Origin of the sequence: Streptomyces sp. MA5143a, assembly GCF_900290235.1 — a bacterium.
Lineage (GTDB): Bacteria > Actinomycetota > Actinomycetes > Streptomycetales > Streptomycetaceae > Streptomyces.
Genome location: NZ_OLMK01000018.1, coordinates 100,367 through 122,328, shown reverse-complemented (window position 1 = coordinate 122,328; position 21,962 = coordinate 100,367). Strand labels below are relative to the sequence as shown.

Below are 21,962 nucleotides of genomic sequence, written 5' to 3'. Positions count from 1 at the left end.
CATGTCAGACGCCCACGCCGCCCGCCGAACCCGGCTGAGAGAACGCTGCCAGGCGAGCGGCAGCGCCACCGCTCTCGTGACCCGCCCGGCCAACGTGCGGTACCTCACGGGCGCGGCCCCCCGCGGCGCCGTCCTCCTGCTCGGCGCGGCCGAGGACGTCCTCCTCTGCGCCGCACCCCCGCGGGGCGACAGCTCCGAGGGGCGGCCCGACGACGCCGTCCGCGTCCACCTGTTGCCGAAGCCCGGCGGCGACCCGGCGGTCGCGGCCGCCGAGCTCGTCACGGCCGCCGGCGCCGAGTCCCTCGCCGTGGAGGAGCACCACCTCACCGTGGCCCGGCACCGCGCACTCCGCTCGGTCGCCCCCCGGCTGCGGCTCACCGACCTCGGCGGCGCGGTCGAGCAGCTCCGGGTCGTCAAGGACGAGGAGGAGATCTCCTGTCTGCGGATCGGCGCGGAGATCGCCGACCAGGCCCTCGGGGAACTCCTGGAGTCGATCCTCGTCGGCCGTACCGAACGCCACCTCGCCCTCGAACTGGAGCGCCGCCTCGTCGACCACGGCGCCGACGGCCCCGCCTTCGCCACCTCCGTCGCCACGGGCCCGAACTCCGGCCGCCGCGGCCATCTCCCCACCGATCGCCGCGTCGAGGAGGGCGACTTCCTCTCCGTGTGCCTCGGCGCCGTCTACCGCGGCTACCGCTGCGAGATCGGCCGCACCTTCGTCATCGGGACCTCGCCGGCCGACTGGCAGATCGAGCTCTACGACCTCGTCTTCGCAGCCCAGCGGGCCGGCCGCGAGAGCCTCGTCCCCGGCGCCGCCTACCGCGCCGTGGACCGCGCGGCCCGTCACGTACTGGACTCCGCGGGCCACGGCGCGGACCTCCCGGCACTGATGGGGCACGGTGTGGGACTCGAAATCGACGAGGACCCGCAGTTGGCCCCCGCGGCCATGGGTAAACTGGACGCTTGCGTGCCGGTCACCGTCGAACCGGGGGTCCACCTCCCGGGCCGGGGCGGTGTCCGGATCGATGACACGCTCGTCGTACGCCCCGAGGCGGACGGCGGACCCGAGCTACTCACCATCACGACCAAGGAGCTGCTCGCGCTCTAGCCCTTGAGCTGCGCGCGTGCCCCGGGGTCGTCCACGTAAGTCCAGGAGATTGAAGCAACCGTGGCTTCCACGAACGACCTCAAGAACGGCATGGTGCTCAAGCTCGACGGCGGCCAGCTCTGGTCCGTCGTCGAGTTCCAGCACGTCAAGCCCGGCAAGGGCCCGGCCTTCGTGCGCACCAAGCTCAAGAACGTGCTCTCCGGGAAGGTCGTCGACAAGACCTTCAACGCCGGCGTGAAGGTCGAGACGGCCACCGTCGACAAGCGCGACATGCAGTTCTCCTACATGGACGGCGAGTACTTCGTCTTCATGGACATGGAGACCTATGACCAGCTGATGGTCGACCGCAAGGCCGTCGGTGACGCCGCCAACTTCCTGATCGAGGGCTTCACCGCCACCGTCGCGCAGCACGAGGGCGAGGTGCTCTTCGTCGAGCTGCCGGCCGCCGTCGAGCTCGTCATCCAGGAGACCGAGCCGGGCGTCCAGGGCGACCGCTCCACCGGTGGCACCAAGCCCGCCACCCTGGAGACCGGCCACCAGATCCAGGTGCCCCTCTTCATCACCACCGGTGAGAAGATCAAGGTCGACACCCGCACGAGCGACTACCTCGGCCGGGTGAACAGCTAACCGTGGCTGCCCGTAACACGGCCCGCAAGCGCGCCTTCCAGATCCTCTTCGAGGGCGACCAGCGCGGGGCCGACGTCCTGACCGTCCTCGCGGACTGGATCCGGCATTCCCGGTCCGACACCAGGCAGCCGCCGGTCAGCGAGTACACGATGCAGCTGGTCGAGGGGTACTCCGAGTACGCCAAGCGCATCGACGAGCTGATCGCGCAGTACTCGGTGGGCTGGACCCTCGACCGGATGCCGGTCGTGGACCGCAACATCCTGCGGCTCGGCGCCTACGAGCTGATCTGGGTCGACGAGACCCCGGACGCGGTGGTGCTGGACGAGATGGTGCAGCTGGCGAAGGAGTTCTCCACGGACGACTCCCCGTCGTTCGTGAACGGACTGCTCGGGCGCCTCAAGGACCTGAAGCCGTCGCTCCGCAGGGAAGCCGAATAGGGGACCTCCCGCGTGAGGCCGGCTTCCACGCGAGGCCGACCTCCCACGGGAGGCCCTCGGGGACGCCGGCCCGTCCGCGTCCCCATCCGCGTCCCTGGAGACAGAAAACCGCCGGGGTGGCCCGAACCGAAAGGTTCCGGCCACCCTGGCGGCACGTTTCTGCTGAGCCTCGCCCGGGGTCAGCCCTCGTCGTGGGAGACGGCGCGACGCGCGTCCGCGTCCAGGACACCCCAGCTGATCAGCTGTTCGGTCAGGACCGAGGGGGACTGGTCGTAGATGACGGCGAGTGTGCGCAGGTCGTCCTGGCGGATGGAGAGCACCTTGCCGTTGTAGTCACCGCGCTGGGACTGGATCGTCGCGGCGTACCGCTGGAGCGGGCCCGCCTTCTCGGCCGGGACGTTGGCCAGGCGCTCCAGGTCGAGGACGAGCTTCGGCGGCGGCTCGGCCGCGCCACCGGGGGTCGTCCCGGGAAGCAGCTCCTGCACAGGAACCCCATAGAAATCCGCCAGCTCCGCAAGGCGCTGCACGGTGACGGCGCGGTCGCCGCGCTCGTACGAACCGACCACGACCGCCTTCCAGCGTCCCTGGGACTTCTCCTCGACACCGTGGAGGGAAAGGCCCTGCTGGGTGCGGATGGCCCGGAGCTTGGCCCCGAGCTGTTTGGCGTATTCGCTGGACATATAGCTCCCCGGACGAAGGCTGGTGACTCACTGTGAGGTTACGCAGCGTGACTCTGCCCCGTCAAGCCGAATGGTCCGGACCGACTGTTCCGTGGTAAACGCTCTCCATTGGGCCAGGGGGGTGATCAGGGGCGTTCCCCGGGCCTGCTACCGTGGATGGCGCAAATCCGACGTCCTTTAAGGTCCGTCCCGTGAGGCGGAGAAGGAGGTCCGTTTCGTATGGACACGCAGGAAAATCCGCAACAGGATCCGCAGCCGTCCGATGCCAGGCCCGTCCTCGAGGCCCCCGACATCGCACGCGTACTGACCCGCATCGCCCACGAGATCGTCGAACGCGCCAAGGGCGCCGACGACGTGGTGCTCCTCGGCATCCCGACCCGGGGCGTCTTCCTCGCCCGGCGGCTCGCCGACAAGCTGGCGGAGATCACGGACCGCAAGATCCCGGTCGGCTCGCTCGACATCACCATGTACCGCGACGACCTGCGCATGCACCCGCCGCGTGCGCTGGCCCGCACGGAGATCCCCGGTGACGGGATCGACGGCCGCCTCGTCGTCCTCGTCGACGACGTCCTCTTCTCCGGCCGCACGATCCGCGCGGCGCTCGACGCGCTGAACGACATCGGCCGCCCGCGCGCGGTCCAGCTCGCGGTCCTCGTCGACCGCGGCCACCGCGAACTGCCCATCCGCGCCGACTACGTCGGCAAGAACCTCCCCACGTCGCTGCGGGAGACGGTCAAGGTCCAGCTCGCCGAGGAGGACGGTCGGGACACCGTGCTGCTCGGTGCCAAGCCGGCCGCCAGGGGCGCGCAGCAGTAGCGACCACCCGGCGTACGGCCCTGCCGTGCGCCCCGCGTCGCCCACCCGCGCGTCCGCCCGCCCGGCTGTGACCGGCCGGCCGGGCCTCGCCTCCCGAACCGAATCGCCTTTACGGAGCCTGACAGATGCAGCGTCATCTCATCTCGGCCGCCGACCTCACCCGCGACGACGCCGTCCTGATCCTCGACACCGCCGAGGAGATGGCCCGGGTCGCCGACCGGCCGATCAAGAAGCTGCCGACCCTGCGCGGCCGCACGATCGTCAACCTCTTCTTCGAGGACTCCACCCGGACCCGGATCTCCTTCGAGGCCGCCGAGAAGCGCCTCTCCGCGGACGTCATCAACTTCTCCGCCAAGGGATCGAGCGTGTCCAAGGGCGAGTCCCTCAAGGACACCGCCCAGACCCTCGAAGCCATGGGTGTCGACGCCGTCGTCATCCGCCACGGCGCCTCCGGAGCGCCCTACCGCCTGGCGAACTCCGGCTGGATCGACGCCGCCGTCATCAACGCGGGCGACGGCACCCACCAGCACCCCACCCAGGCCCTGCTCGACGCCTTCACCATGCGTCGCCGCCTCGTCGGCCGGGACGCCGGCCTCGGCCAGGACCTCTCCGGCAGGCGCATCACGCTCGTCGGCGACGTCCTGCACAGCCGCGTCGCCCGCTCCAACGTCGACCTGCTGCACACCCTCGGCGCCGAGGTCACCCTCGTCGCGCCGCCCACCCTGCTGCCGGTCGGTATCGAGTCCTGGCCCTGCGAGGTGTCGTACGACCTCGACAGCACCCTGCCCAAGTCCGACGCCGTGATGATGCTGCGCGTGCAGCGCGAGCGCATGCACGCCGCGTTCTTCCCCACGGAGCGCGAGTACTCCCGGCGCTACGGCCTCGACGGCGACCGCATGGCGCGGATGCCCGAGCACGCGATCGTGATGCACCCCGGCCCGATGGTCCGCGGCATGGAGATCACCGCCGAGGTCGCCGACTCCGACCGCTGCACCGTCGTCGAGCAGGTCGCCAACGGCGTCTCCATCCGCATGGCCGTCCTCTACCTGCTGCTCGGGGGCAACGAGCCCGCCGTCACCCACACCCGCCCGCCCGTCGCCCACCACCACCCTTCCAACGAGCGCTCCGCGCACACCCCTTTCGCGGCCGAGGAGAAGTAAGACAGATGAGCAAGATCCTGATCCGTGGTGCGAAGGTGCTCGGCGGCGAGCCGCAGGACGTGCTGATCGACGGCGAGACCATCGCCGAGGTGGGCACCGGACTGTCCGCCGAGGGCGCCGAGGTCGTCGAGGCCGGCGGCAAGATCCTCCTGCCGGGCCTGGTCGACCTGCACACCCATCTGCGCGAGCCCGGCCGCGAGGACTCCGAGACGGTCCTCACCGGCACCCGCGCGGCGGCCTCCGGCGGCTACACCGCCGTGTTCGCCATGGCCAACACCTTCCCGGTCGCCGACACCGCCGGTGTGGTCGAGCAGGTCTACCGGCTCGGCCAGGAGCACGGCTACTGCGACGTCCAGCCCGTCGGAGCCGTCACCGTCGGCCTCGAAGGCCAGAAGCTCGCCGAGCTGGGCGCCATGCACGAGTCGGCCGCCGGCGTCACCGTCTTCTCCGACGACGGCAAGTGCGTGCACGACGCGGTGATCATGCGCCGCGCCCTGGAGTACGTGAAGGCCTTCGGCGGGGTCGTCGCCCAGCACGCCCAGGAGCCGCGGCTCACCGAGGGCGCCCAGATGAACGAGGGCGTCGTCTCCGCCGAACTGGGGCTCGGCGGCTGGCCCGCGGTGGCCGAGGAGTCGATCATCGCCCGCGACGTCCTGCTCGCCGAGCACGTCGGGTCCCGCGTCCACATCTGCCACCTGTCGACCGCCGGTTCCGTCGAGATCGTCCGCTGGGCCAAGTCCCGCGGCATCGACGTCACCGCCGAGGTCACCCCGCACCACCTGCTCCTCACCGACGAGCTGGTGCGCTCGTACAACCCGGTCTACAAGGTCAACCCGCCGCTGCGCACCGAGCGCGACGTGCTGGCCCTGCGGGAGGCGCTCGCCGACGGCACGATCGACATCGTCGCCACCGACCACGCCCCCCACCCGCACGAGGACAAGGACTGCGAGTGGGCCGCGGCCGCCATGGGCATGGTCGGCCTGGAGACCGCCCTGTCGGTGGTCCAGGAGACGATGGTCGAGACCGGGCTGCTCGACTGGGCGGGCGTCGCGGACCGCATGTCGTTCACGCCGGCGCGGATCGGGCGGGCCGCCGGTCACGGCCGTCCCGTCTCGGCAGGTGAGCCCGCCAACCTCACGCTCGTCGACACGGCATACCGTGGTGCGGTGGACCCCGCGGGCTTCGCCTCGCGCAGCCGCAACACCCCGTACGAGGGCCGCGAGCTGCCGGGCCGTGTCACGCACACGTGGCTGCGGGGCAAGGCCACGCTCGTCGACGGGAAGCTCACGTGACACCTGTAATTCTGCTGGCCGCCCAGAAGGAATCGGCCGAGGTCACCAACTGGGCCGGACGCATCGGCTGGGTCGTCGGACTCGCCCTCTTCGTCGCCCTCGTCTACTGGCTGATGCGCGAGGGCTGGAAGTGGCGCGGCACGCTCCAGAGCGACCTGCCGGAGCTGCCCGCCGTGCCGGAGGAGCCCGGTGAGGCCAGACTGACGATGAGCGGCCGCTACCACGGCTCCACCACCGCCGGGCAGTGGCTCGACCGCATCGTGGCGCACGGCCTGGGCACTCGCAGCAGGGTCGAGCTCACCCTGACGGACGCGGGCCTGGACGTCGTACGGCCCGGAGCGACGGACTTCTTCGTCCCGCGCGAGGCGCTGCGCGAGGCCCGGCTCGACAAGGGCATCGCCGGCAAGGTCCTCACCGAGGGCGGACTGCTCGTCGTCACCTGGGCACACGGCGACAAGCTCCTCGACTCCGGGTTCCGCTCCGACCACGCGGCCGAGCACAACGAGTGGGTCGAGACCCTGAACCAGATGATCAAGAAGACGGAAACGGAAGGCGCACGATGACGACCTCCACTAGGGGAGCCACCAAGGTTCCCGCGGTACTCGTCCTGGAGGACGGCCGGATGTTCCGCGGCCGCGCCTACGGGGCCGTGGGGGTGACCTTCGGCGAGGCCGTGTTCTCCACCGGTATGACCGGCTACCAGGAGACCCTCACCGACCCGTCGTACCACCGCCAGGTCGTCGTGATGACCGCCCCGCACGTCGGCAACACCGGTGTCAACGACGAGGACCCCGAGTCGCAGCGGATCTGGGTCGCGGGCTACGTCGTACGCGACCCCGCGCGCGTGCCCTCCAACTGGCGCTCCCGGCGCACCCTCGACGAGGAGCTCTCCCAGCAGGGCGTCGTCGGCATCAGCGGCGTCGACACCCGCGCCCTCACCCGCCATCTGCGCGAACGCGGCGCCATGCGCGTCGGCATCTTCTCCGGCAACGCCCTGCCCGACGAGGGCACCATGCTTGCCGAGGTCCGCCAGGCCCCCGAGATGAAGGGCGCCGACCTCTCCGCGGAGGTCGCCACCAAGGAGGCGTACGTCGTCCCCGCGATCGGTGAGAAGAAGTTCACCGTCGCCGCCGTCGACCTCGGCATCAAGGGCATGACCCCGCACCGCATGGCCGAGCGCGGCATCGAGGTGCACGTGCTGCCCGCCACGGCGAGCGCCGACGAGGTGTACGCCGTGAACCCCGACGGCGTGTTCTTCTCCAACGGCCCCGGCGACCCGGCCACCGCCGACCACCCGGTCTCCGTGATGCGGGAGGTCCTGGAGCGAGGCACCCCGCTGTTCGGCATCTGCTTCGGCAACCAGATCCTCGGCCGTGCCCTCGGCTTCGGCACCTACAAGCTGAAGTACGGCCACCGCGGCATCAACCAGCCGGTGCAGGACCGTACGACCGGCAAGGTCGAGGTCACCGCGCACAACCACGGCTTCGCCGTCGACGCCCCGCTCGACAAGGTCTCCGAGACCCCCTACGGCCGCGCCGAGGTCTCCCACGTGTGCCTCAACGACAACGTGGTGGAGGGGCTCCAGCTCCTCGACCGCCCGGCTTTCAGCGTCCAGTACCACCCCGAAGCGGCAGCCGGCCCGCACGACGCCGCCTACCTGTTCGACCGCTTCGTATCCCTGATGGAGGGCCAGCGTGCCTAAGCGCACCGATATCCAGTCCGTCCTGGTCATCGGCTCCGGCCCGATCGTCATCGGCCAGGCCGCCGAGTTCGACTACTCCGGCACGCAGGCGTGCCGCGTCCTCAAGGCCGAGGGCCTGCGCGTCGTCCTGGTGAACTCCAACCCGGCGACGATCATGACCGACCCGGAGATCGCCGACGCCACCTACGTCGAGCCGATCACCCCCGAGTTCGTCGAGAAGATCATCGCCAAGGAGCGCCCCGACGCGCTGCTCCCGACCCTGGGCGGCCAGACCGCGCTCAACACCGCCATCTCGCTCCACGACAACGGCGTCCTGGAGAAGTACGGCGTCGAGCTGATCGGCGCCAAGGTCGAGGCGATCCACAAGGGCGAGGACCGCGACCAGTTCAAGCTGGTCGTCGAGGCGGTCAACACCAAGATCGGCCACGGCGAGTCCGCCCGCTCGGTCATCTGCCACTCCATGGACGACGTCCTCAAGGGCGTCGACACCCTCGGCGGCTACCCCGTCGTCGTCCGCCCCTCCTTCACCATGGGCGGCGCGGGCTCCGGCTTCGCGCACGACGAGGAGGAGCTGCGCCGCATCGCAGGCCAGGGCCTCACCCTGTCGCCGACCACCGAGGTGCTCCTGGAGGAGTCCATCCTCGGCTGGAAGGAGTACGAGCTGGAGCTGATGCGCGACAAGCACGACAACGTCGTGGTCGTCTGCTCCATCGAGAACTTCGACCCCATGGGCGTGCACACCGGTGACTCCATCACCGTCGCGCCCGCGATGACGCTCACCGACCGCGAGTACCAGGTGCTGCGTGACGTCGGCATCGCGATCATCCGCGAGGTCGGCGTCGACACCGGCGGCTGCAACATCCAGTTCGCGGTGAACCCCGAGGACGGCCGGGTCATCGTCATCGAGATGAACCCCCGTGTCTCGCGCTCGTCCGCCCTCGCCTCCAAGGCGACCGGCTTCCCGATCGCCAAGATCGCCGCGAAGCTCGCCGTCGGTTACACGCTGGACGAGATCCCCAACGACATCACCGAGCAGACCCCGGCCTCCTTCGAGCCGACGCTCGACTACGTCGTCGTGAAGGCCCCGCGTTTCGCCTTCGAGAAGTTCCCCTCCGCCGACTCCTCGCTCACCACGACCATGAAGTCGGTCGGCGAGGCCATGGCGATCGGCCGCAACTTCACCGAGGCCCTCCAGAAGGCCCTGCGCTCGCTGGAGAAGAAGGGCAGCCAGTTCACCTTCGTCGGGGAGCCCGGCGACAAGGCGGAGCTGCTGCGCGAGGCGGTCCGGCCGACCGACGGTCGGATCAACACCGTCATGCAGGCCATCCGCGCCGGCGCCACCCAGGAGGAGGTCTTCGAGTCCACGAAGATCGACCCCTGGTTCGTCGACCAGCTCTTCCTCATCAAGGAGATCGCGGACGAGCTGGCCGCCGCCGACAAGCTCGACCCCGACCTGCTCGCCGAGGCCAAGCGGCACGGCTTCTCCGACCAGCAGATCGGCGAGATCCGCGGGCTGCGCGAGGACGTCGTGCGCGAGGTCCGGCACGCGCTGGGCGTACGCCCGGTGTACAAGACGGTCGACACCTGCGCCGCCGAGTTCGCGGCGCGGACCCCGTACTTCTACTCCTCCTACGACGAGGAGAGCGAGGTCGCGCCCCGCGAGAAGCCGGCCGTCATCATCCTGGGCTCCGGCCCGAACCGCATCGGCCAGGGCATCGAGTTCGACTACTCCTGCGTCCACGCCTCCTTCGCGCTCAGCGACGCGGGCTACGAGACGGTGATGGTCAACTGCAACCCGGAGACCGTCTCCACCGACTACGACACCTCCGACCGCCTGTACTTCGAGCCGCTGACGCTGGAAGACGTGCTGGAGATCGTGCACGCCGAGTCGCTGGCCGGCCCGATCGCGGGCGTCGTCGTCCAGCTCGGCGGCCAGACCCCGCTGGGACTGTCGCAGGCGCTCAAGGACAACGGCGTACCGGTCGTGGGCACCTCCCCGGAGGCCATCCACGCCGCAGAGGACCGCGGAGCCTTCGGCCAGGTCCTCGCCGACGCCGGCCTCCCGGCCCCGAAGCACGGCACGGCGACCACCTTCGCCGGCGCCAAGGCCATCGCCGACGAGATCGGCTACCCCGTCCTCGTCCGGCCGTCCTACGTCCTCGGCGGACGCGGCATGGAGATCGTCTACGACGAGGCGCGCCTGGAGGCGTACATCGCCGAGTCGACCGAGATCAGCCCCTCCAGGCCCGTACTCGTCGACCGGTTCCTCGACGACGCGATCGAGATCGACGTCGACGCCCTCTACGACGGCGAGGAGCTGTACCTCGGCGGCGTCATGGAGCACATCGAGGAGGCCGGCATCCACTCCGGCGACTCGGCGTGCGCCCTGCCCCCGATCACCCTCGGCGGCTTCGACATCAAGCGCCTGCGCGCCTCCACCGAGGCCATCGCCAAGGGCGTCGGCGTCCGCGGACTGATCAACATCCAGTTCGCGATGGCCGGCGACATCCTCTACGTCCTGGAGGCCAACCCGCGCGCCTCCCGCACGGTCCCCTTCACCTCGAAGGCGACCGCGGTGCCGCTCGCCAAGGCCGCCGCCCGGATCTCGCTGGGCGCGACCATCGCCGAGCTGCGCGAGGAGGGCCTGCTGCCGAAGAACGGCGACGGCGGCGAGCTCCCGCTGGACGCGCCGATCTCCGTCAAGGAGGCCGTCATGCCGTGGTCGCGCTTCCGCGACATCCACGGGCGCGGCGTCGACACGGTCCTCGGCCCGGAGATGCGCTCCACCGGCGAGGTCATGGGCATCGACTCGGTCTTCGGCACGGCGTACGCCAAGTCGCAGGCCGGCGCGTACGGCCCGCTGCCCACCAAGGGCCGCGCGTTCATCTCGGTCGCCAACCGGGACAAGCGCTCGATGATCTTCCCCGCCCGCGAACTGGTCGCCCACGGCTTCGAACTGCTCGCCACGTCCGGCACGGCCGAGGTGCTGAGGCGCAACGGCATCAACGCCACCGTGGTGCGCAAGCAGTCCGAGGGCACCGGCCCGAACGGCGAGAAGACCATCGTCCAGCTCATCCACGACGGCGAGGTCGACCTCATCGTCAACACCCCGTACGGCACCGGTGGCCGCCTCGACGGCTACGACATCCGTACGGCCGCCGTGGCCCGCTCCGTGCCGTGCCTGACGACGGTCCAGGCGCTCGCCGCGGCCGTCCAGGGCATCGACGCGCTCAACCACGGTGACGTCGGGGTGCGCTCACTCCAGGAACACGCCGAACACCTGATCGCGGCCCGCGACTAGCAGCCCTGAGGGGGACACCGGAAACGGTGTCCCCCTCTTCATGAGGACACCTGTCATGAGGCCGTGAGCCCTCATGAGGACCCGAGGACTTCGAGATGTACAAGCTGTTCTTCCGTCTGGTTTTCACCCGGATGGACCCCGAGGAGGCCCACTACCTGGCCTTCCGCTGGATCCGCCTCGCCGCACGCGTCCCCGTGCTGCGCACCTACGTCGCGGCCGCGCTCGCGCCCCGCTACGAGGAACTGCGCACGGAGGCGTTCGGGCTGCGGATGCACGGCCCGTTCGGGCTGGCCGCCGGCTTCGACAAGAACGCCGTCGCCGTCGACGGGATGTCGATGCTGGGCTTCGACCACGTCGAGATCGGCACCGTCACGGGCGAGGCGCAGCCCGGCAACCCCAAGAAGCGGCTGTTCCGCCTGGTCGGCGACCGGGCACTGATCAACCGCATGGGCTTCAACAACGAGGGCTCACTGGCCGTCGCCGCCCGACTGGCCTCCCGCAACCCCGTCTTCAGGACGGTCGTGGGCGTCAACATCGGCAAGACCAAGGTCGTCCCCGAGGAGGAGGCCGCCGCGGACTACGTGAAGTCCACCGAGCGCCTCGCCCCGTACGCCGACTACCTGGTCGTCAACGTCTCCTCGCCCAACACGCCCGGTCTGCGCAACCTCCAGGCCACCGAGGCGCTGCGGCCCCTGCTGACCGCCGTCCGCGAGGCCGCCGACCGCACGGTGCGCACCCGCCGGGTGCCGCTGCTGGTGAAGATCGCCCCCGACCTCGCCGACGAGGACATCGACGCCGTCGCCGACCTCGCCGTGGAGCTGGGCCTGGACGGGATCATCGCCACCAACACCACCATCGCGCGCGAGGGACTCGGCCTGATCTCCGAGCCCTCCCTCGTGAAGGAGACCGGGGGACTCTCCGGCGCCCCGCTGAAGGCCCGCTCCCTCGCGGTCCTGCGCCGCCTCTACGCGCGCGTGGGCGACCGGATCACCCTGGTGGGCGTCGGCGGCATCGAGAACGCCGAGGACGCCTGGCAGCGCATCCTCGCCGGCGCCACCCTCGTCCAGGGCTACAGCGCCTTCGTCTACGAGGGCCCCTTCTGGGCGCGCGCCGTCCACAAGGGCCTCGCCGCCCGGCTGCGCACCAGCCCGTACGCCACCCTCGCCGACGCGGTCGGCGCCGACGTGAGGAAGAAGACGGCATGACCGAGCCCTTCGGCGCGCGACTGCGCCACGCCATGGACGAACGCGGCCCGCTGTGCGTCGGGATCGACCCGCACTCCGCCCTGCTCACCGCCTGGGGCCTGAACGACGACATCGCGGGCCTGGAGCGCTTCAGCCGGACCGTCGTCGAGGCACTGGCGGGCCGGGTGGCGGTCCTCAAGCCGCAGAGCGCGTTCTTCGAGCGCTTCGGCTCGCGCGGCATCGCCGTCCTGGAGAAGTCCGTCGAGGAGGCGCGGGCGGCCGGCGCGCTGGTGGTCATGGACGCCAAGCGCGGCGACATCGGCTCCACCATGGCCGCGTACGCCGAGACCTTCCTGCACAAGGACGCGCCCCTGTTCTCGGACGCGCTGACGGTCTCGCCGTACCTCGGCTACGGCTCCCTGAAGCCGGCTGTGGACCTCGCGCGGGAGAACGGCGCCGGGCTGTTCGTGCTGGCGCTGACCTCCAACCCCGAGGGCGGCGAGGTGCAGCACGCCCTGCGCACGGAGGACGCCGCCGGACGGGACGTCGGGGCGACGATGCTGGCGCACCTTGCCGCCGAGAACGCGGGGGAGGAGCCCCTGGGATCCTTCGGTGCCGTCGTCGGCGCCACGCTCGGCGACCTCTCCTCGTACGACCTTCAGATCAACGGACCTCTCCTCGCGCCCGGCATCGGGGCGCAGGGGGCCACCCCGTCCGATCTCCCGGCGGTCTTCGGGGCGGCCGTGCGCCATGTGGTGCCCAATGTCAGCCGGGGTGTTCTTCGTCACGGCCCCGATGTCGTCGCGCTGCGTGACGCCTCGGATCGTTTCGCGGACGAGATCAGGGGCGCCGTGGAGGCCGCCTGAGACCTCCGATGAGTGCTCCGGCGGCGCTTACCGGACGGCTTGAGTCTGAATACATCCTCAAATCCGGGGCATTATGCGGCTTATGTCCGACTCCAGGGAGGCTGACCAGGACTTTTCCGCTGTTCTCGCTGACTCTGGCGGAGTTGGCCGCTAGTCTCCGACGAGTGAGGGCACCTCCCACGCCCTCCAGGCAGTAGGGGGAGAACGGGCAGGCGTGTTGCCCGTACTCCCCAGGTGTGGGGCGACTAGGTTCCTCACCGGTCCGTATCCGACAGTTCGACATCCGAGGTGACGTAGGCGTGGCTCTTCCGCCCCTTACCCCTGAACAGCGCGCAGCCGCGCTCGAAAAGGCCGCCGCGGCTCGCCGGGAGCGGGCCGAGGTCAAGAATCGACTCAAGCACTCCGGCGCCTCCCTGCACGAGGTCATCAAGCAGGGCCAGGAGAACGACGTCATCGGCAAGATGAAGGTCTCCGCCCTCCTTGAGTCGCTGCCCGGCGTGGGCAAGGTCCGCGCCAAGCAGATCATGGAGCGACTCGGCATCTCCGAGAGCCGTCGTGTACGCGGCCTCGGCTCCAACCAGATCGCATCCCTGGAGCGTGAGTTCGGCAGCACCGGTTCCTGATCCGGGTACTCCGGACAGGAAGTCCCGGGCACTCCGGGATTGCTGGAATAATCGCTGCATGGCTGCAACATTCCGGGGGACGACCCCCGAGCCCCCGGACGTACGTCCGCGGCTGACCGTGCTCTCCGGCCCCTCGGGGGTCGGCAAGAGCACGGTCGTCGCCCATATGCGCAAGGCACACCCCGAGGTCTGGCTCTCGGTGTCGGCGACGACCCGTAAGCCCCGCCCCGGCGAGAAGGACGGCGTCCACTACTTCTTCGTCACCGACGACGAGATGGACAAGCTGATCGCCAACGGCGAGCTGCTGGAGTGGGCCGAGTTCGCCGGAAACCGCTACGGCACCCCACGGGGCGCCGTGCTCGAACGCCTGGAGCGCGGCGAGCCCGTCCTGCTGGAGATCGACCTCCAGGGCGCCCGGCAGGTCCGAGAGACCATGCCCGACGCCCAGCTGGTGTTCCTGGCTCCGCCCTCCTGGGACGAGCTGGTCCGCCGGCTCACCGGCCGGGGCACCGAACCGCCCGAGGTGATCGAACGCCGCCTGGACGCGGCCAAGGTCGAACTGGCGGCCGAGCCGGAGTTCGACGTCACCCTGGTCAACACCTCCGTCGAGGACGTGGCCCGCGAGCTGCTAGCCTTGATGGACGTTGTGTGATCGTCACTGACGATGCACACTGAATCTTTCCCATCCATCGGAAGGTAGAGCGTGTCCTCTTCCATCTCCGCGCCCGAGGGCATCATCAACCCGCCGATCGACGAGCTCCTCGAGGCCACGGACTCGAAGTACAGCCTCGTGATCTACGCGGCCAAGCGTGCCCGCCAGATCAACGCGTACTACTCGCAGCTCGGCGAGGGTCTCCTCGAGTACGTCGGTCCCCTCGTCGACACGCACGTCCACGAGAAGCCGCTCTCGATCGCCCTGCGCGAGATCAACGCGGGTCTGCTGACGTCCGAGGCCATCGACGGCCCCGCGTAAGCAGCACACGACGGTTTCCTCGGATAGTCATATCCGCGGACCGCGGTAGGTTTTTCCACAGGCCCGGCAGCGCGACTGTCGGGCCTGTGGTGTGTGATGGATGCGTACGCCGACGCGCTCCCGCGCCGCGGTGTACGTCTGTCAGGTTCGGGTTCGGGTTCGAGTGCGGGGAGGCCCGGTGGGCAAGCCGAAGGTCGTTCTGGGGGTCAGTGGTGGCATCGCCGCCTACAAGGCGTGCGAGCTGCTGCGCCGGCTGACCGAGTCCGGGCATGACGTGCGGGTCGTGCCGACCGACTCCGCGCTGCACTTCGTCGGTGCCGCCACCTGGTCCGCGCTCTCCGGCAACCCGGTCTCCACCGAGGTCTGGGACGGCGTCCACGAGGTGCCCCACGTCCGCATCGGCCAGGAGGCCGATCTCGTCGTCGTGGCCCCGGCGACGGCCGACATGCTCGCCAAGGCCGCCCACGGCCTCGCCGACGACCTGCTGACCAACACCCTGCTCACCGCCCGCTGCCCCGTCGTGTTCGCCCCCGCGATGCACACCGAGATGTGGGAGCACCCCGCCACCCAGGAGAACGTGGCGACGCTGCGCCGCCGCGGCGCCCTCGTCATCGACCCGGCCGTGGGCCGGCTGACCGGCGTCGACACCGGCAAGGGCCGGCTGCCCGACCCCGCCGAGATCTTCGAGGTCTGCCGTCGGGTGCTCGCCCGCGGCACCGCCGGGCCGGACCTCGCCGGACGGCACGTCGTGGTCAGCGCCGGCGGCACCCGGGAGCCCCTCGACCCCGTCCGCTTCCTCGGCAACCGCTCGTCGGGCAAGCAGGGGTACGCCCTCGCCCGCACGGCCGCGGCCCGAGGCGCCCGGGTCACACTGATCGAGGCGAACACGGGGTTGCCGGACCCGGCGGGCGTGGACGTCGTCCGCGTCGGCACGGCGGTCCAGCTGCGCGAGGCGGTGCTCAAGGCGGCGCCGGACGCGGACGTGGTGGTGATGGCGGCCGCCGTGGCGGACTTCCGCCCGGAGACCTACGCCACCGGCAAGATCAAGAAGAAGGACGGCCAGGACCCCGAGCCGATCGTCCTGGTTCGTAATCCGGACATCCTCGCCGAGATAGCGGCCGACCGCCCCCGTCCGGAGCAACTGGTCGTCGGTTTCGCCGCGGAGACCGACGACGTCCTCGCCAACGGCCGGGCCAAACTGGCGCGCAAGGGCTGCGACCTCCTCGTGGTGAACGAGGTGGGGGAACGCAAGACCTTCGGCTCCGAGGAGAACGAGGCCGTGGTGCTGGGAGCCGACGGGAGCGAGACGGCCGTACCCCACGGTCCGAAGGAAGCCCTGGCCGACACGGTGTGGGATCTGGTCGTGCGCCGACTGGGCTGACTGCTCCATTCGCGCCACGGACCGTGAACAGTCCGCAACTTAGGGGTGTGGCGACCCTGGCGGACAGCGACGGCCATTGGGCAGAATGCACGTGCCGCAGGTCACAGAGCTCCCGAGAGGCGAGACGGGTGGGCCGGTGGTCGAGACCGACCGATAAACTGTTCAAGGACGACGCCGGGCGCAGCCCCCGTCCCGTCCGCCAATGATCAGCCAGCAGCCGCTGCAACCACAGGGAGCGTTGTGTCCCGTCGCCTGTTCACCTCGGAGTCCGTGACCGAGGGTCACCCCGACAAGATCGCTGACCAGATCAGCGATGCCATTCTCGATGCACTGCTGCGCGAGGACCCCACGTCCCGTGTCGCGGTGGAGACGCTCATCACGACCGGCCTGGTGCACGTGGCCGGCGAGGTCACGACCAAGGCCTACGCGCCGATCGCCCAGCTCGTCCGCGACACGATCCTGGCCATCGGCTACGACTCGTCGAAGAAGGGCTTCGACGGCGCGTCCTGTGGTGTGTCGGTGTCGATCGGCTCGCAGTCCCCGGACATCGCGCAGGGTGTCGACACGGCGTACGAGAACCGGGTCGAGGGCGACGAGGACGAGCTGGACCGCCAGGGCGCCGGCGACCAGGGCCTGATGTTCGGCTACGCGACGGACGAGACGCCGACGCTGATGCCGCTGCCGATCTTCCTGGCGCACCGTCTGTCCAAGCGCCTGTCCGAGGTCCGCAAGAACGGCACCATCCCGTACCTGCGTCCCGACGGCAAGACCCAGGTCACCATCGAGTACGACGGTGACAAGGCGGTCCGCCTCGACACGGTCGTCGTCTCCTCGCAGCACGCCAGCGACATCGACCTGGAGTCGCTGCTCGCCCCGGACATCCGCGAGTTCGTGGTGGAGCCGGAGCTGAAGGCCCTCCTCGACGACGGCATCAAGCTGGACACCGAGGGCTACCGCCTCCTGGTCAACCCGACCGGCCGCTTCGAGATCGGCGGCCCCATGGGCGACGCCGGCCTCACCGGCCGCAAGATCATCATCGACACGTACGGCGGCATGGCCCGTCACGGCGGCGGCGCCTTCTCCGGCAAGGACCCGTCCAAGGTCGACCGCTCCGCCGCGTACGCGATGCGCTGGGTCGCCAAGAACGTGGTCGCCGCGGGCCTCGCCTCCCGCTGCGAGGTCCAGGTCGCCTACGCCATCGGCAAGGCCGAGCCCGTCGGTCTCTTCGTCGAGACCTTCGGCACCGCCAAGATCGACACGGACAAGATCGAGAAGGCGATCGACGAGGTCTTCGACCTCCGCCCCGCCGCGATCATCCGCGACCTCGACCTGCTCCGCCCGATCTACGGCCAGACCGCCGCGTACGGCCACTTCGGCCGTGAGCTCCCCGACTTCACGTGGGAGCGCACGGACCGCGTCGACGCCCTCCGCGAGGCGGCGGGTCTGTAGCACGCGGAACCCGCGGTTCGTTCCGAGGCCCGGCGTCCCCTTGGGGGCGCCGGGCCTCGGCGTTGTCACCGGGCCGAGGGCGCCCGCCGATCCCGGACCGGCGGGCGCCCTCGGTTGTCAGTGGGGTTTGGGAGAATACCGGCGTGAGCAGCGAGGACGGGACGCGTGGTGGTGACGCGGGGGGTGCGGGGCCGGAGCAGCTCGCGCTCATTCGGGAGGCCGTGAAGAAGGCCAGGGCGCCGCGGGCCAAGCCGCGGACGTGGCGGGGGGCCGCCCTGGCGAAGGAGCTGCCGGTTGCCCGGGTGCTGGTCGACAAAGGGGTGCTGCATCTCGACCGGTACTTCGACTACGCCGTGCCCGAGGAACTGGACGCCGTCGCGCAGCCGGGGGTGCGGGTGCGGGTGCGTTTCGGGGCCGGGGGGCGCAATGTCCGGGAGGGGCGGCGGGAGGGCGGCTCGCTGATCGACGGGTTCCTCGTCGAGCGGGTCGCCGAGTCGGACTACGCGGGGCCCTTGGCCGCGCTCGCCCAGGTGGTGTCGCCGGAGCCGGTGCTGAGCCCGGAGCTGCTGGGGCTCGCACGGGCGGTGGCGGACCGGTACGCCGGGAGCCTCGCGGATGTGCTTCAGCTGGCCGTGCCGCCGCGCCACGGTCGGGCCGAGGCGGCCGAGGCGGGTGCGCCGCCGCCCGCTCCGGCCGCTCCGGAACCGGGGTCCTGGGCGAGGTACGCGCGGGGCCCGGAGTTTCTGCGGGCGCTGGCCGCCGGTCGTTCGCCGCGTGCCGTGTGGACCGCCCTGCCGGGTCCCGACTGGGCGGAGGAGATCGGGCGGGCCGTCCAGGCGGCCCTGGCCTCCGGGCGGGGCGCGCTCGTCGTCGTACCGGCGGGGCGGCCCGCCGCGCGGGTCGACGAGGCTCTCCGGGAGCTGCTGGGGGAGGGGCAGCACGCGCTGCTGACCGCCGACGCGGGGCAGGAGCGGCGGTACCGGGAGTGGCTGGCGGTGCGGCGGGGAGCGGTACGGGCCGTCGTCGGGACCCGGGCCGCCATGTTCGCCCCCGTGCGGAACCTGGGACTGGTCGTCGTCTGGGACGACGGCGACGCCGGCCACAGCGATGACAACGCCCCCTTCCCGCATGTGCGGGAGGTGCTGGAGCTGCGGGCGACTCGGGACAAGGGCGCTTTCCTGCTGGGGAGTTGGAGCTGCACCGTGGAGGCCGCCCAGCTCGTCGAGAGCGGGTGGGCCGCGCCGATCGTCGCCACCAGGGAGCAGGTGCGGGCCGTCGCGCCGCTGGTGCGGACCGTCGGGGACGGGGACTTGGCGCGCGACGAGGCGGCCCGGGCCGCGCGTCTGCCCAGCCTCGCCTGGCAGGTCGCCCGGGACGGGCTGCGGGACGGGCCCGTCCTCGTCCAGGTGCCCCGGCGTGGATATGTGCCGAGGATGGCCTGTGCGCAGTGCCGGGAGCCCGCCCGGTGCCGGCACTGCGCGGGGCCGTTGGAGGCGCGGGAGGGTGCCGGTGCCTTGGTGTGCGGATGGTGCGGGCGTGAGGAGGAGGGCTGGCGCTGCCCGGAGTGCGGGAGCCGCCGGCTCAGGGCCCAGGTCGTGGGGGCGCGGCGTACCGCCGAGGAGTTGGGGCGGGCTTTTCCCGCCGTGCCGGTGCGGACCTCCGGGCGGGAACACGTGCTCGACACCGTGCCGGGGACGCCCGCGCTGGTCGTGAGTACACCCGGCGCCGAACCGGTCGCCGAGGGCGGGTACGCGGCCGCTCTGCTGCTCGACGGCTGGGCCATGCTCGGGCGCCCGGATCTGCGGGCCGGGGAGGAGGCGCTGCGCCGGTGGATCGGGGCGGCCGCGCTCGTGCGGAACCAGGGGGCGGGCGGCACGGTCGTCGTGGTCGCCGAACCGACGCTGCGGCCCGTGCAGGCGCTCGTACGGTGGGATCCGGTGGGGCACGCGGTGCGGGAGCTCGCTGACCGTGCCGAGCTGGGGTTTCCGCCGGTGTCCCGGATGGCGGCCGTGTCGGGTACGGCCCAGGCGGTGGCCGACTTCCTGGGCGGCGTGGAACTGCCCCCGGACGCGGAGGTGTTGGGGCCCGTGCCGTTGCCCGTCGTGGAGACCGGGCGGGCCCGGCGGGTGGGGGCACCGCCGCCGGGGGAGGCGTGGGAGCGGGCGTTGATCCGGGTGCCGCCGGGGAGCGGTGCGGCGCTGGCCGCCGCGCTGAAGACCGCGCAGGCCGCGCGGATGGCGCGTGGGGGCGGCGAGGGGGTGCGGATCCGGGTGGATCCCCTCGACATCGGGTGAGGAGGCTCAGGGAGTCAGGATCCGGGGAGCGGGGGGAGCGGGGGAGCGGGGGGAGCGGGGGAGCGCGGGGCCTCGTCAGGGCGCCGCCGCCCGACGTACGGCGTTGCCTCCCGGTGGGGGCCGGGAGGCGGTCCGGGTGTCGTCAGCCGTTGCGCGGGCCGGGGAAAGCCGTGGGTCTTGCCTCGTCCCGGAGGGTGGGGCTGCCGGCTGTCGGCTGCGTGGGCATCTGACTCGGCATCGGGCCCGTCATCTGGCCGGGCACCTGGCCGGGCACCTGGCCGGGCACCTGGCCCGTCATCTGGCCGGGCAGCTGGCTCGGCATGGAGCGGGCCGCTGGAACCGTCGGCAGGCCGGAGCCCACGTTGACGGTGCGGGTGCCCTGCGGCTCTCCCGTGCGCTCCGCCTCGGCGGCTGCCTGGGCGGCGGCGCGGCGGGCGCCGTAGCGGCGGTGCACCGCTTGTTTGGTCACCCCGAGGGCCGAGCCCACCGCGTCCCACGAGAAACCGAGTGAGCGGTCGAAGTCCACGGCGGCCGTGACCAGGGTCTCGACGCTGTCCCGCAGCTCCTGGGCGAGGCGGACGGTCGGGGCGGGGGCGCGTCCGTAGACGACGAAGCCCGTGGAGGGGCCGGAGCGGCGCGGGCGGTAGACGTTGCCCAGTTGGGCGGTGAGGGTGCGTAGTGCGTCCACCTGCCGGCGGACCCGCTCGATGTCCCGCACCAGCAAGTGCAGGCTGGCCCGAGCCTGGGCGTCGTGGGTTGCGTGGTCGGCCATGAACAAGCCTCTCGAACCGGCGTTGAAAAGGAAGTACCGCGATTGCGGTCGGTAGTGGTCAACTCTTTCTTGACCAACGCGGATTCGCTCCGCTGGTAACGGGGTGGGGGCGTGGGGGCATATGCGCAGGGCGCGTGGGGATGGCTGTGCGACGTGATCTCCCGCCCGCGCACCGCCCGTGCGGGACGGCCGAACCGCGAGGTGCGGGCTGCGAGCGGTCGGTGTGGAGCCGGGGGCATAGACTGGTGCGTTGTCCTGTGTCTTGTGTGCAGGGGTTGTTGAAGTTCCGTCCGAGAGGCCGACAGTCACCCATGAGGCTTGTCTTCGCTGGTACCCCCGAGGTCGCGGTTCCCGCCCTGGACGCGCTGATCGCGTCGGGGCGGCATGAGGTGGCCGCGGTGGTGACGCGGCCCGACGCGCCGGCGGGACGGGGACGGCGGCTCGTCGCGAGCCCCGTGGCGCAGCGGGCCGAGGAGGCCGGCATCGAGGTGCTGAAGCCGCACCGGCCGCGGGACGAGGACTTCCTCGCCCGGCTGCGGGAGATCGCGCCGGACTGCTGCCCGGTGGTGGCCTACGGAGCCCTGCTGCCGCGCGTCGCCCTCGACGTCCCCGCGCACGGCTGGGTCAACCTGCACTTCTCGCTGCTGCCCGCGTGGCGCGGCGCCGCGCCCGTGCAGCACTCGATCATGGCGGGGGACGAGATCACCGGGGCGTCCACGTTCCTCATCGAGGAGGGGCTCGACTCCGGGCCGGTGTACGGGACGGTCACCGAGGAGATCCGGTCCACGGACACCAGCGGCGACCTGCTGACGCGGCTCGCCTTCGCGGGGGCCGGGCTGCTCGCCGCCACCATGGACGGGATCGAGGACGGCGCCCTCAAGGCGGTGCCGCAGCCCGCCGACGGAATCACCCTCGCCCCGAAGATCACCGTCGACGACGCGCGGATCGACTGGGCGGCGCCCGCCCTGCGGGTCGACCGGGTGGTGCGCGGGTGCACACCGGCGCCGGGCGCGTGGACCACGTTCCGGGGCGAGCGGCTGAAGCTCATCCATGTCGCGCCGGTCCCCGAGCGGACCGAACTCCCGCCGGGCGCGCTGGAGGTCGGCAAGAACAACGTGTACGCCGGGACCGGCTCGTACGCCGTGGAGCTGCTCTGGGTGCAGGCCCAGGGCAAGAAGCCGATGAAGGCCGCCGACTGGGCGCGCGGTGTACGCATCTCCTCCGGGGAGTCCCTCGGCACCGAGCGCACCGTCTAGAGAGACAGCTCCTCGGCGCCCCCACCGCACGTCCGACCCGC

The 21,962-nt window shown here is 71.3% G+C and carries 20 protein-coding genes; 18 read left to right on the top strand and 2 right to left on the bottom strand.

What is annotated here, in order from left to right; all coding sequences use genetic code 11:
- Nucleotide 1 precedes the first annotated feature (1 nt).
- Genes SMA5143A_RS09530 through nusB form a run of 3 tightly spaced genes read left to right on the top strand, consistent with a single transcriptional unit; the run spans nucleotide 2 to nucleotide 2,172 of the window.
- Nucleotides 2–1,108, top strand: a complete 1,107-nt coding sequence (locus SMA5143A_RS09530) for an aminopeptidase P family protein (protein WP_107462455.1) — start codon at nucleotides 2–4, stop codon at nucleotides 1,106–1,108.
- 60 nt (nucleotides 1,109–1,168) lie between these two features.
- Nucleotides 1,169–1,735 (top strand): elongation factor P, encoded by a 567-nt coding sequence (gene efp / locus SMA5143A_RS09525; protein ID WP_055522452.1) that lies wholly within the window; start codon nucleotides 1,169–1,171, stop codon nucleotides 1,733–1,735.
- Nucleotides 1,736–1,737: 2 nt separating this feature from the next.
- A complete protein-coding gene (gene nusB / locus SMA5143A_RS09520; RefSeq protein ID WP_055542045.1) occupies nucleotides 1,738–2,172 on the top strand; it encodes a transcription antitermination factor NusB in 435 nt (144 codons plus the stop codon).
- Nucleotides 2,173–2,351: 179 nt separating this feature from the next.
- Here nusB and bldD read toward each other — a convergent pair whose 3' ends face one another.
- Complete coding sequence (gene bldD, locus SMA5143A_RS09515) at nucleotides 2,352–2,852, bottom strand: transcriptional regulator BldD (RefSeq protein ID WP_055522449.1); 501 nt, start codon at nucleotides 2,850–2,852, stop codon at nucleotides 2,352–2,354.
- A 219-nt stretch (nucleotides 2,853–3,071) separates the two neighbouring features.
- On the opposite strand from bldD, the gene pyrR reads away from it, so the two are divergent.
- The 14 genes from pyrR (at nucleotide 3,072) to SMA5143A_RS09445 (ending at nucleotide 19,893) form a co-directional block, all read left to right on the top strand.
- Nucleotides 3,072–3,668, top strand: coding sequence for a bifunctional pyr operon transcriptional regulator/uracil phosphoribosyltransferase PyrR (pyrR, locus tag SMA5143A_RS09510; RefSeq protein ID WP_055522447.1), 597 nt, complete (start codon nucleotides 3,072–3,074; stop codon nucleotides 3,666–3,668).
- Nucleotides 3,669–3,793: 125 nt separating this feature from the next.
- Nucleotides 3,794–4,828 carry an aspartate carbamoyltransferase catalytic subunit gene (locus SMA5143A_RS09505; protein ID WP_107462454.1) on the top strand — a complete coding sequence of 345 codons (1,035 nt, stop codon included), beginning with the start codon at nucleotides 3,794–3,796 and terminating at the stop codon, nucleotides 4,826–4,828.
- 5 nt (nucleotides 4,829–4,833) lie between these two features.
- Entirely contained in the window at nucleotides 4,834–6,120 is a 1,287-nt protein-coding gene (locus SMA5143A_RS09500; protein WP_107462453.1) for a dihydroorotase, read from the top strand.
- Nucleotides 6,117–6,683: a PH-like domain-containing protein gene (locus SMA5143A_RS09495; RefSeq protein ID WP_107462452.1), complete on the top strand. Its 567-nt coding sequence runs from the start codon at nucleotides 6,117–6,119 to the stop codon at nucleotides 6,681–6,683. Before SMA5143A_RS09500 ends, SMA5143A_RS09495 begins: the two co-directional genes overlap by 4 nt.
- Nucleotides 6,680–7,822, top strand: coding sequence for a glutamine-hydrolyzing carbamoyl-phosphate synthase small subunit (carA, locus tag SMA5143A_RS09490; protein ID WP_107462451.1), 1,143 nt, complete (start codon nucleotides 6,680–6,682; stop codon nucleotides 7,820–7,822). Before SMA5143A_RS09495 ends, carA begins: the two co-directional genes overlap by 4 nt.
- On the top strand, nucleotides 7,815–11,123 hold the full coding sequence (gene carB / locus SMA5143A_RS09485; protein ID WP_107462450.1) for a carbamoyl-phosphate synthase large subunit: 3,309 nt from the start codon (nucleotides 7,815–7,817) through the stop codon (nucleotides 11,121–11,123). The genes carA and carB overlap by 8 nt, the downstream gene beginning before the upstream one ends.
- A 95-nt stretch (nucleotides 11,124–11,218) precedes the next feature.
- On the top strand, nucleotides 11,219–12,328 hold the full coding sequence (locus tag SMA5143A_RS09480) for a quinone-dependent dihydroorotate dehydrogenase (protein WP_107462449.1): 1,110 nt from the start codon (nucleotides 11,219–11,221) through the stop codon (nucleotides 12,326–12,328).
- Nucleotides 12,325–13,173, top strand: a complete 849-nt coding sequence (pyrF, locus tag SMA5143A_RS09475; RefSeq protein WP_107462448.1) for an orotidine-5'-phosphate decarboxylase — start codon at nucleotides 12,325–12,327, stop codon at nucleotides 13,171–13,173. Before SMA5143A_RS09480 ends, pyrF begins: the two co-directional genes overlap by 4 nt.
- A gap of 299 nt (nucleotides 13,174–13,472) precedes the next feature.
- Nucleotides 13,473–13,796, top strand: a complete 324-nt coding sequence (locus SMA5143A_RS09470) for an integration host factor (protein WP_003977346.1) — start codon at nucleotides 13,473–13,475, stop codon at nucleotides 13,794–13,796.
- A 58-nt stretch (nucleotides 13,797–13,854) separates the two neighbouring features.
- Nucleotides 13,855–14,448 (top strand): guanylate kinase, encoded by a 594-nt coding sequence (gmk, locus tag SMA5143A_RS09465; protein WP_055521903.1) that lies wholly within the window; start codon nucleotides 13,855–13,857, stop codon nucleotides 14,446–14,448.
- 51 nt (nucleotides 14,449–14,499) lie between these two features.
- Nucleotides 14,500–14,769: a DNA-directed RNA polymerase subunit omega gene (rpoZ, locus tag SMA5143A_RS09460; RefSeq protein WP_055521902.1), complete on the top strand. Its 270-nt coding sequence runs from the start codon at nucleotides 14,500–14,502 to the stop codon at nucleotides 14,767–14,769.
- A 178-nt stretch (nucleotides 14,770–14,947) separates the two neighbouring features.
- Nucleotides 14,948–16,150, top strand: a complete 1,203-nt coding sequence (coaBC, locus tag SMA5143A_RS09455) for a bifunctional phosphopantothenoylcysteine decarboxylase/phosphopantothenate--cysteine ligase CoaBC (protein WP_107462447.1) — start codon at nucleotides 14,948–14,950, stop codon at nucleotides 16,148–16,150.
- A gap of 240 nt (nucleotides 16,151–16,390) precedes the next feature.
- Nucleotides 16,391–17,599 (top strand): methionine adenosyltransferase, encoded by a 1,209-nt coding sequence (gene metK, locus SMA5143A_RS09450; protein WP_055711458.1) that lies wholly within the window; start codon nucleotides 16,391–16,393, stop codon nucleotides 17,597–17,599.
- Between the two features lie 143 nt (nucleotides 17,600–17,742).
- Nucleotides 17,743–19,893, top strand: a complete 2,151-nt coding sequence (locus tag SMA5143A_RS09445) for a primosomal protein N' (protein WP_107462446.1) — start codon at nucleotides 17,743–17,745, stop codon at nucleotides 19,891–19,893.
- A gap of 142 nt (nucleotides 19,894–20,035) precedes the next feature.
- Here the strand turns inward: SMA5143A_RS09445 and SMA5143A_RS09440 are convergent, their stop codons facing one another.
- Nucleotides 20,036–20,665: a hypothetical protein gene (locus SMA5143A_RS09440; RefSeq protein WP_107462445.1), complete on the bottom strand. Its 630-nt coding sequence runs from the start codon at nucleotides 20,663–20,665 to the stop codon at nucleotides 20,036–20,038.
- 311 nt (nucleotides 20,666–20,976) lie between these two features.
- On the opposite strand from SMA5143A_RS09440, the gene fmt reads away from it, so the two are divergent.
- Nucleotides 20,977–21,921, top strand: coding sequence for a methionyl-tRNA formyltransferase (gene fmt, locus SMA5143A_RS09435; protein ID WP_107462444.1), 945 nt, complete (start codon nucleotides 20,977–20,979; stop codon nucleotides 21,919–21,921).
- The last annotated feature ends 41 nt before the right edge of the window (nucleotides 21,922–21,962 follow it).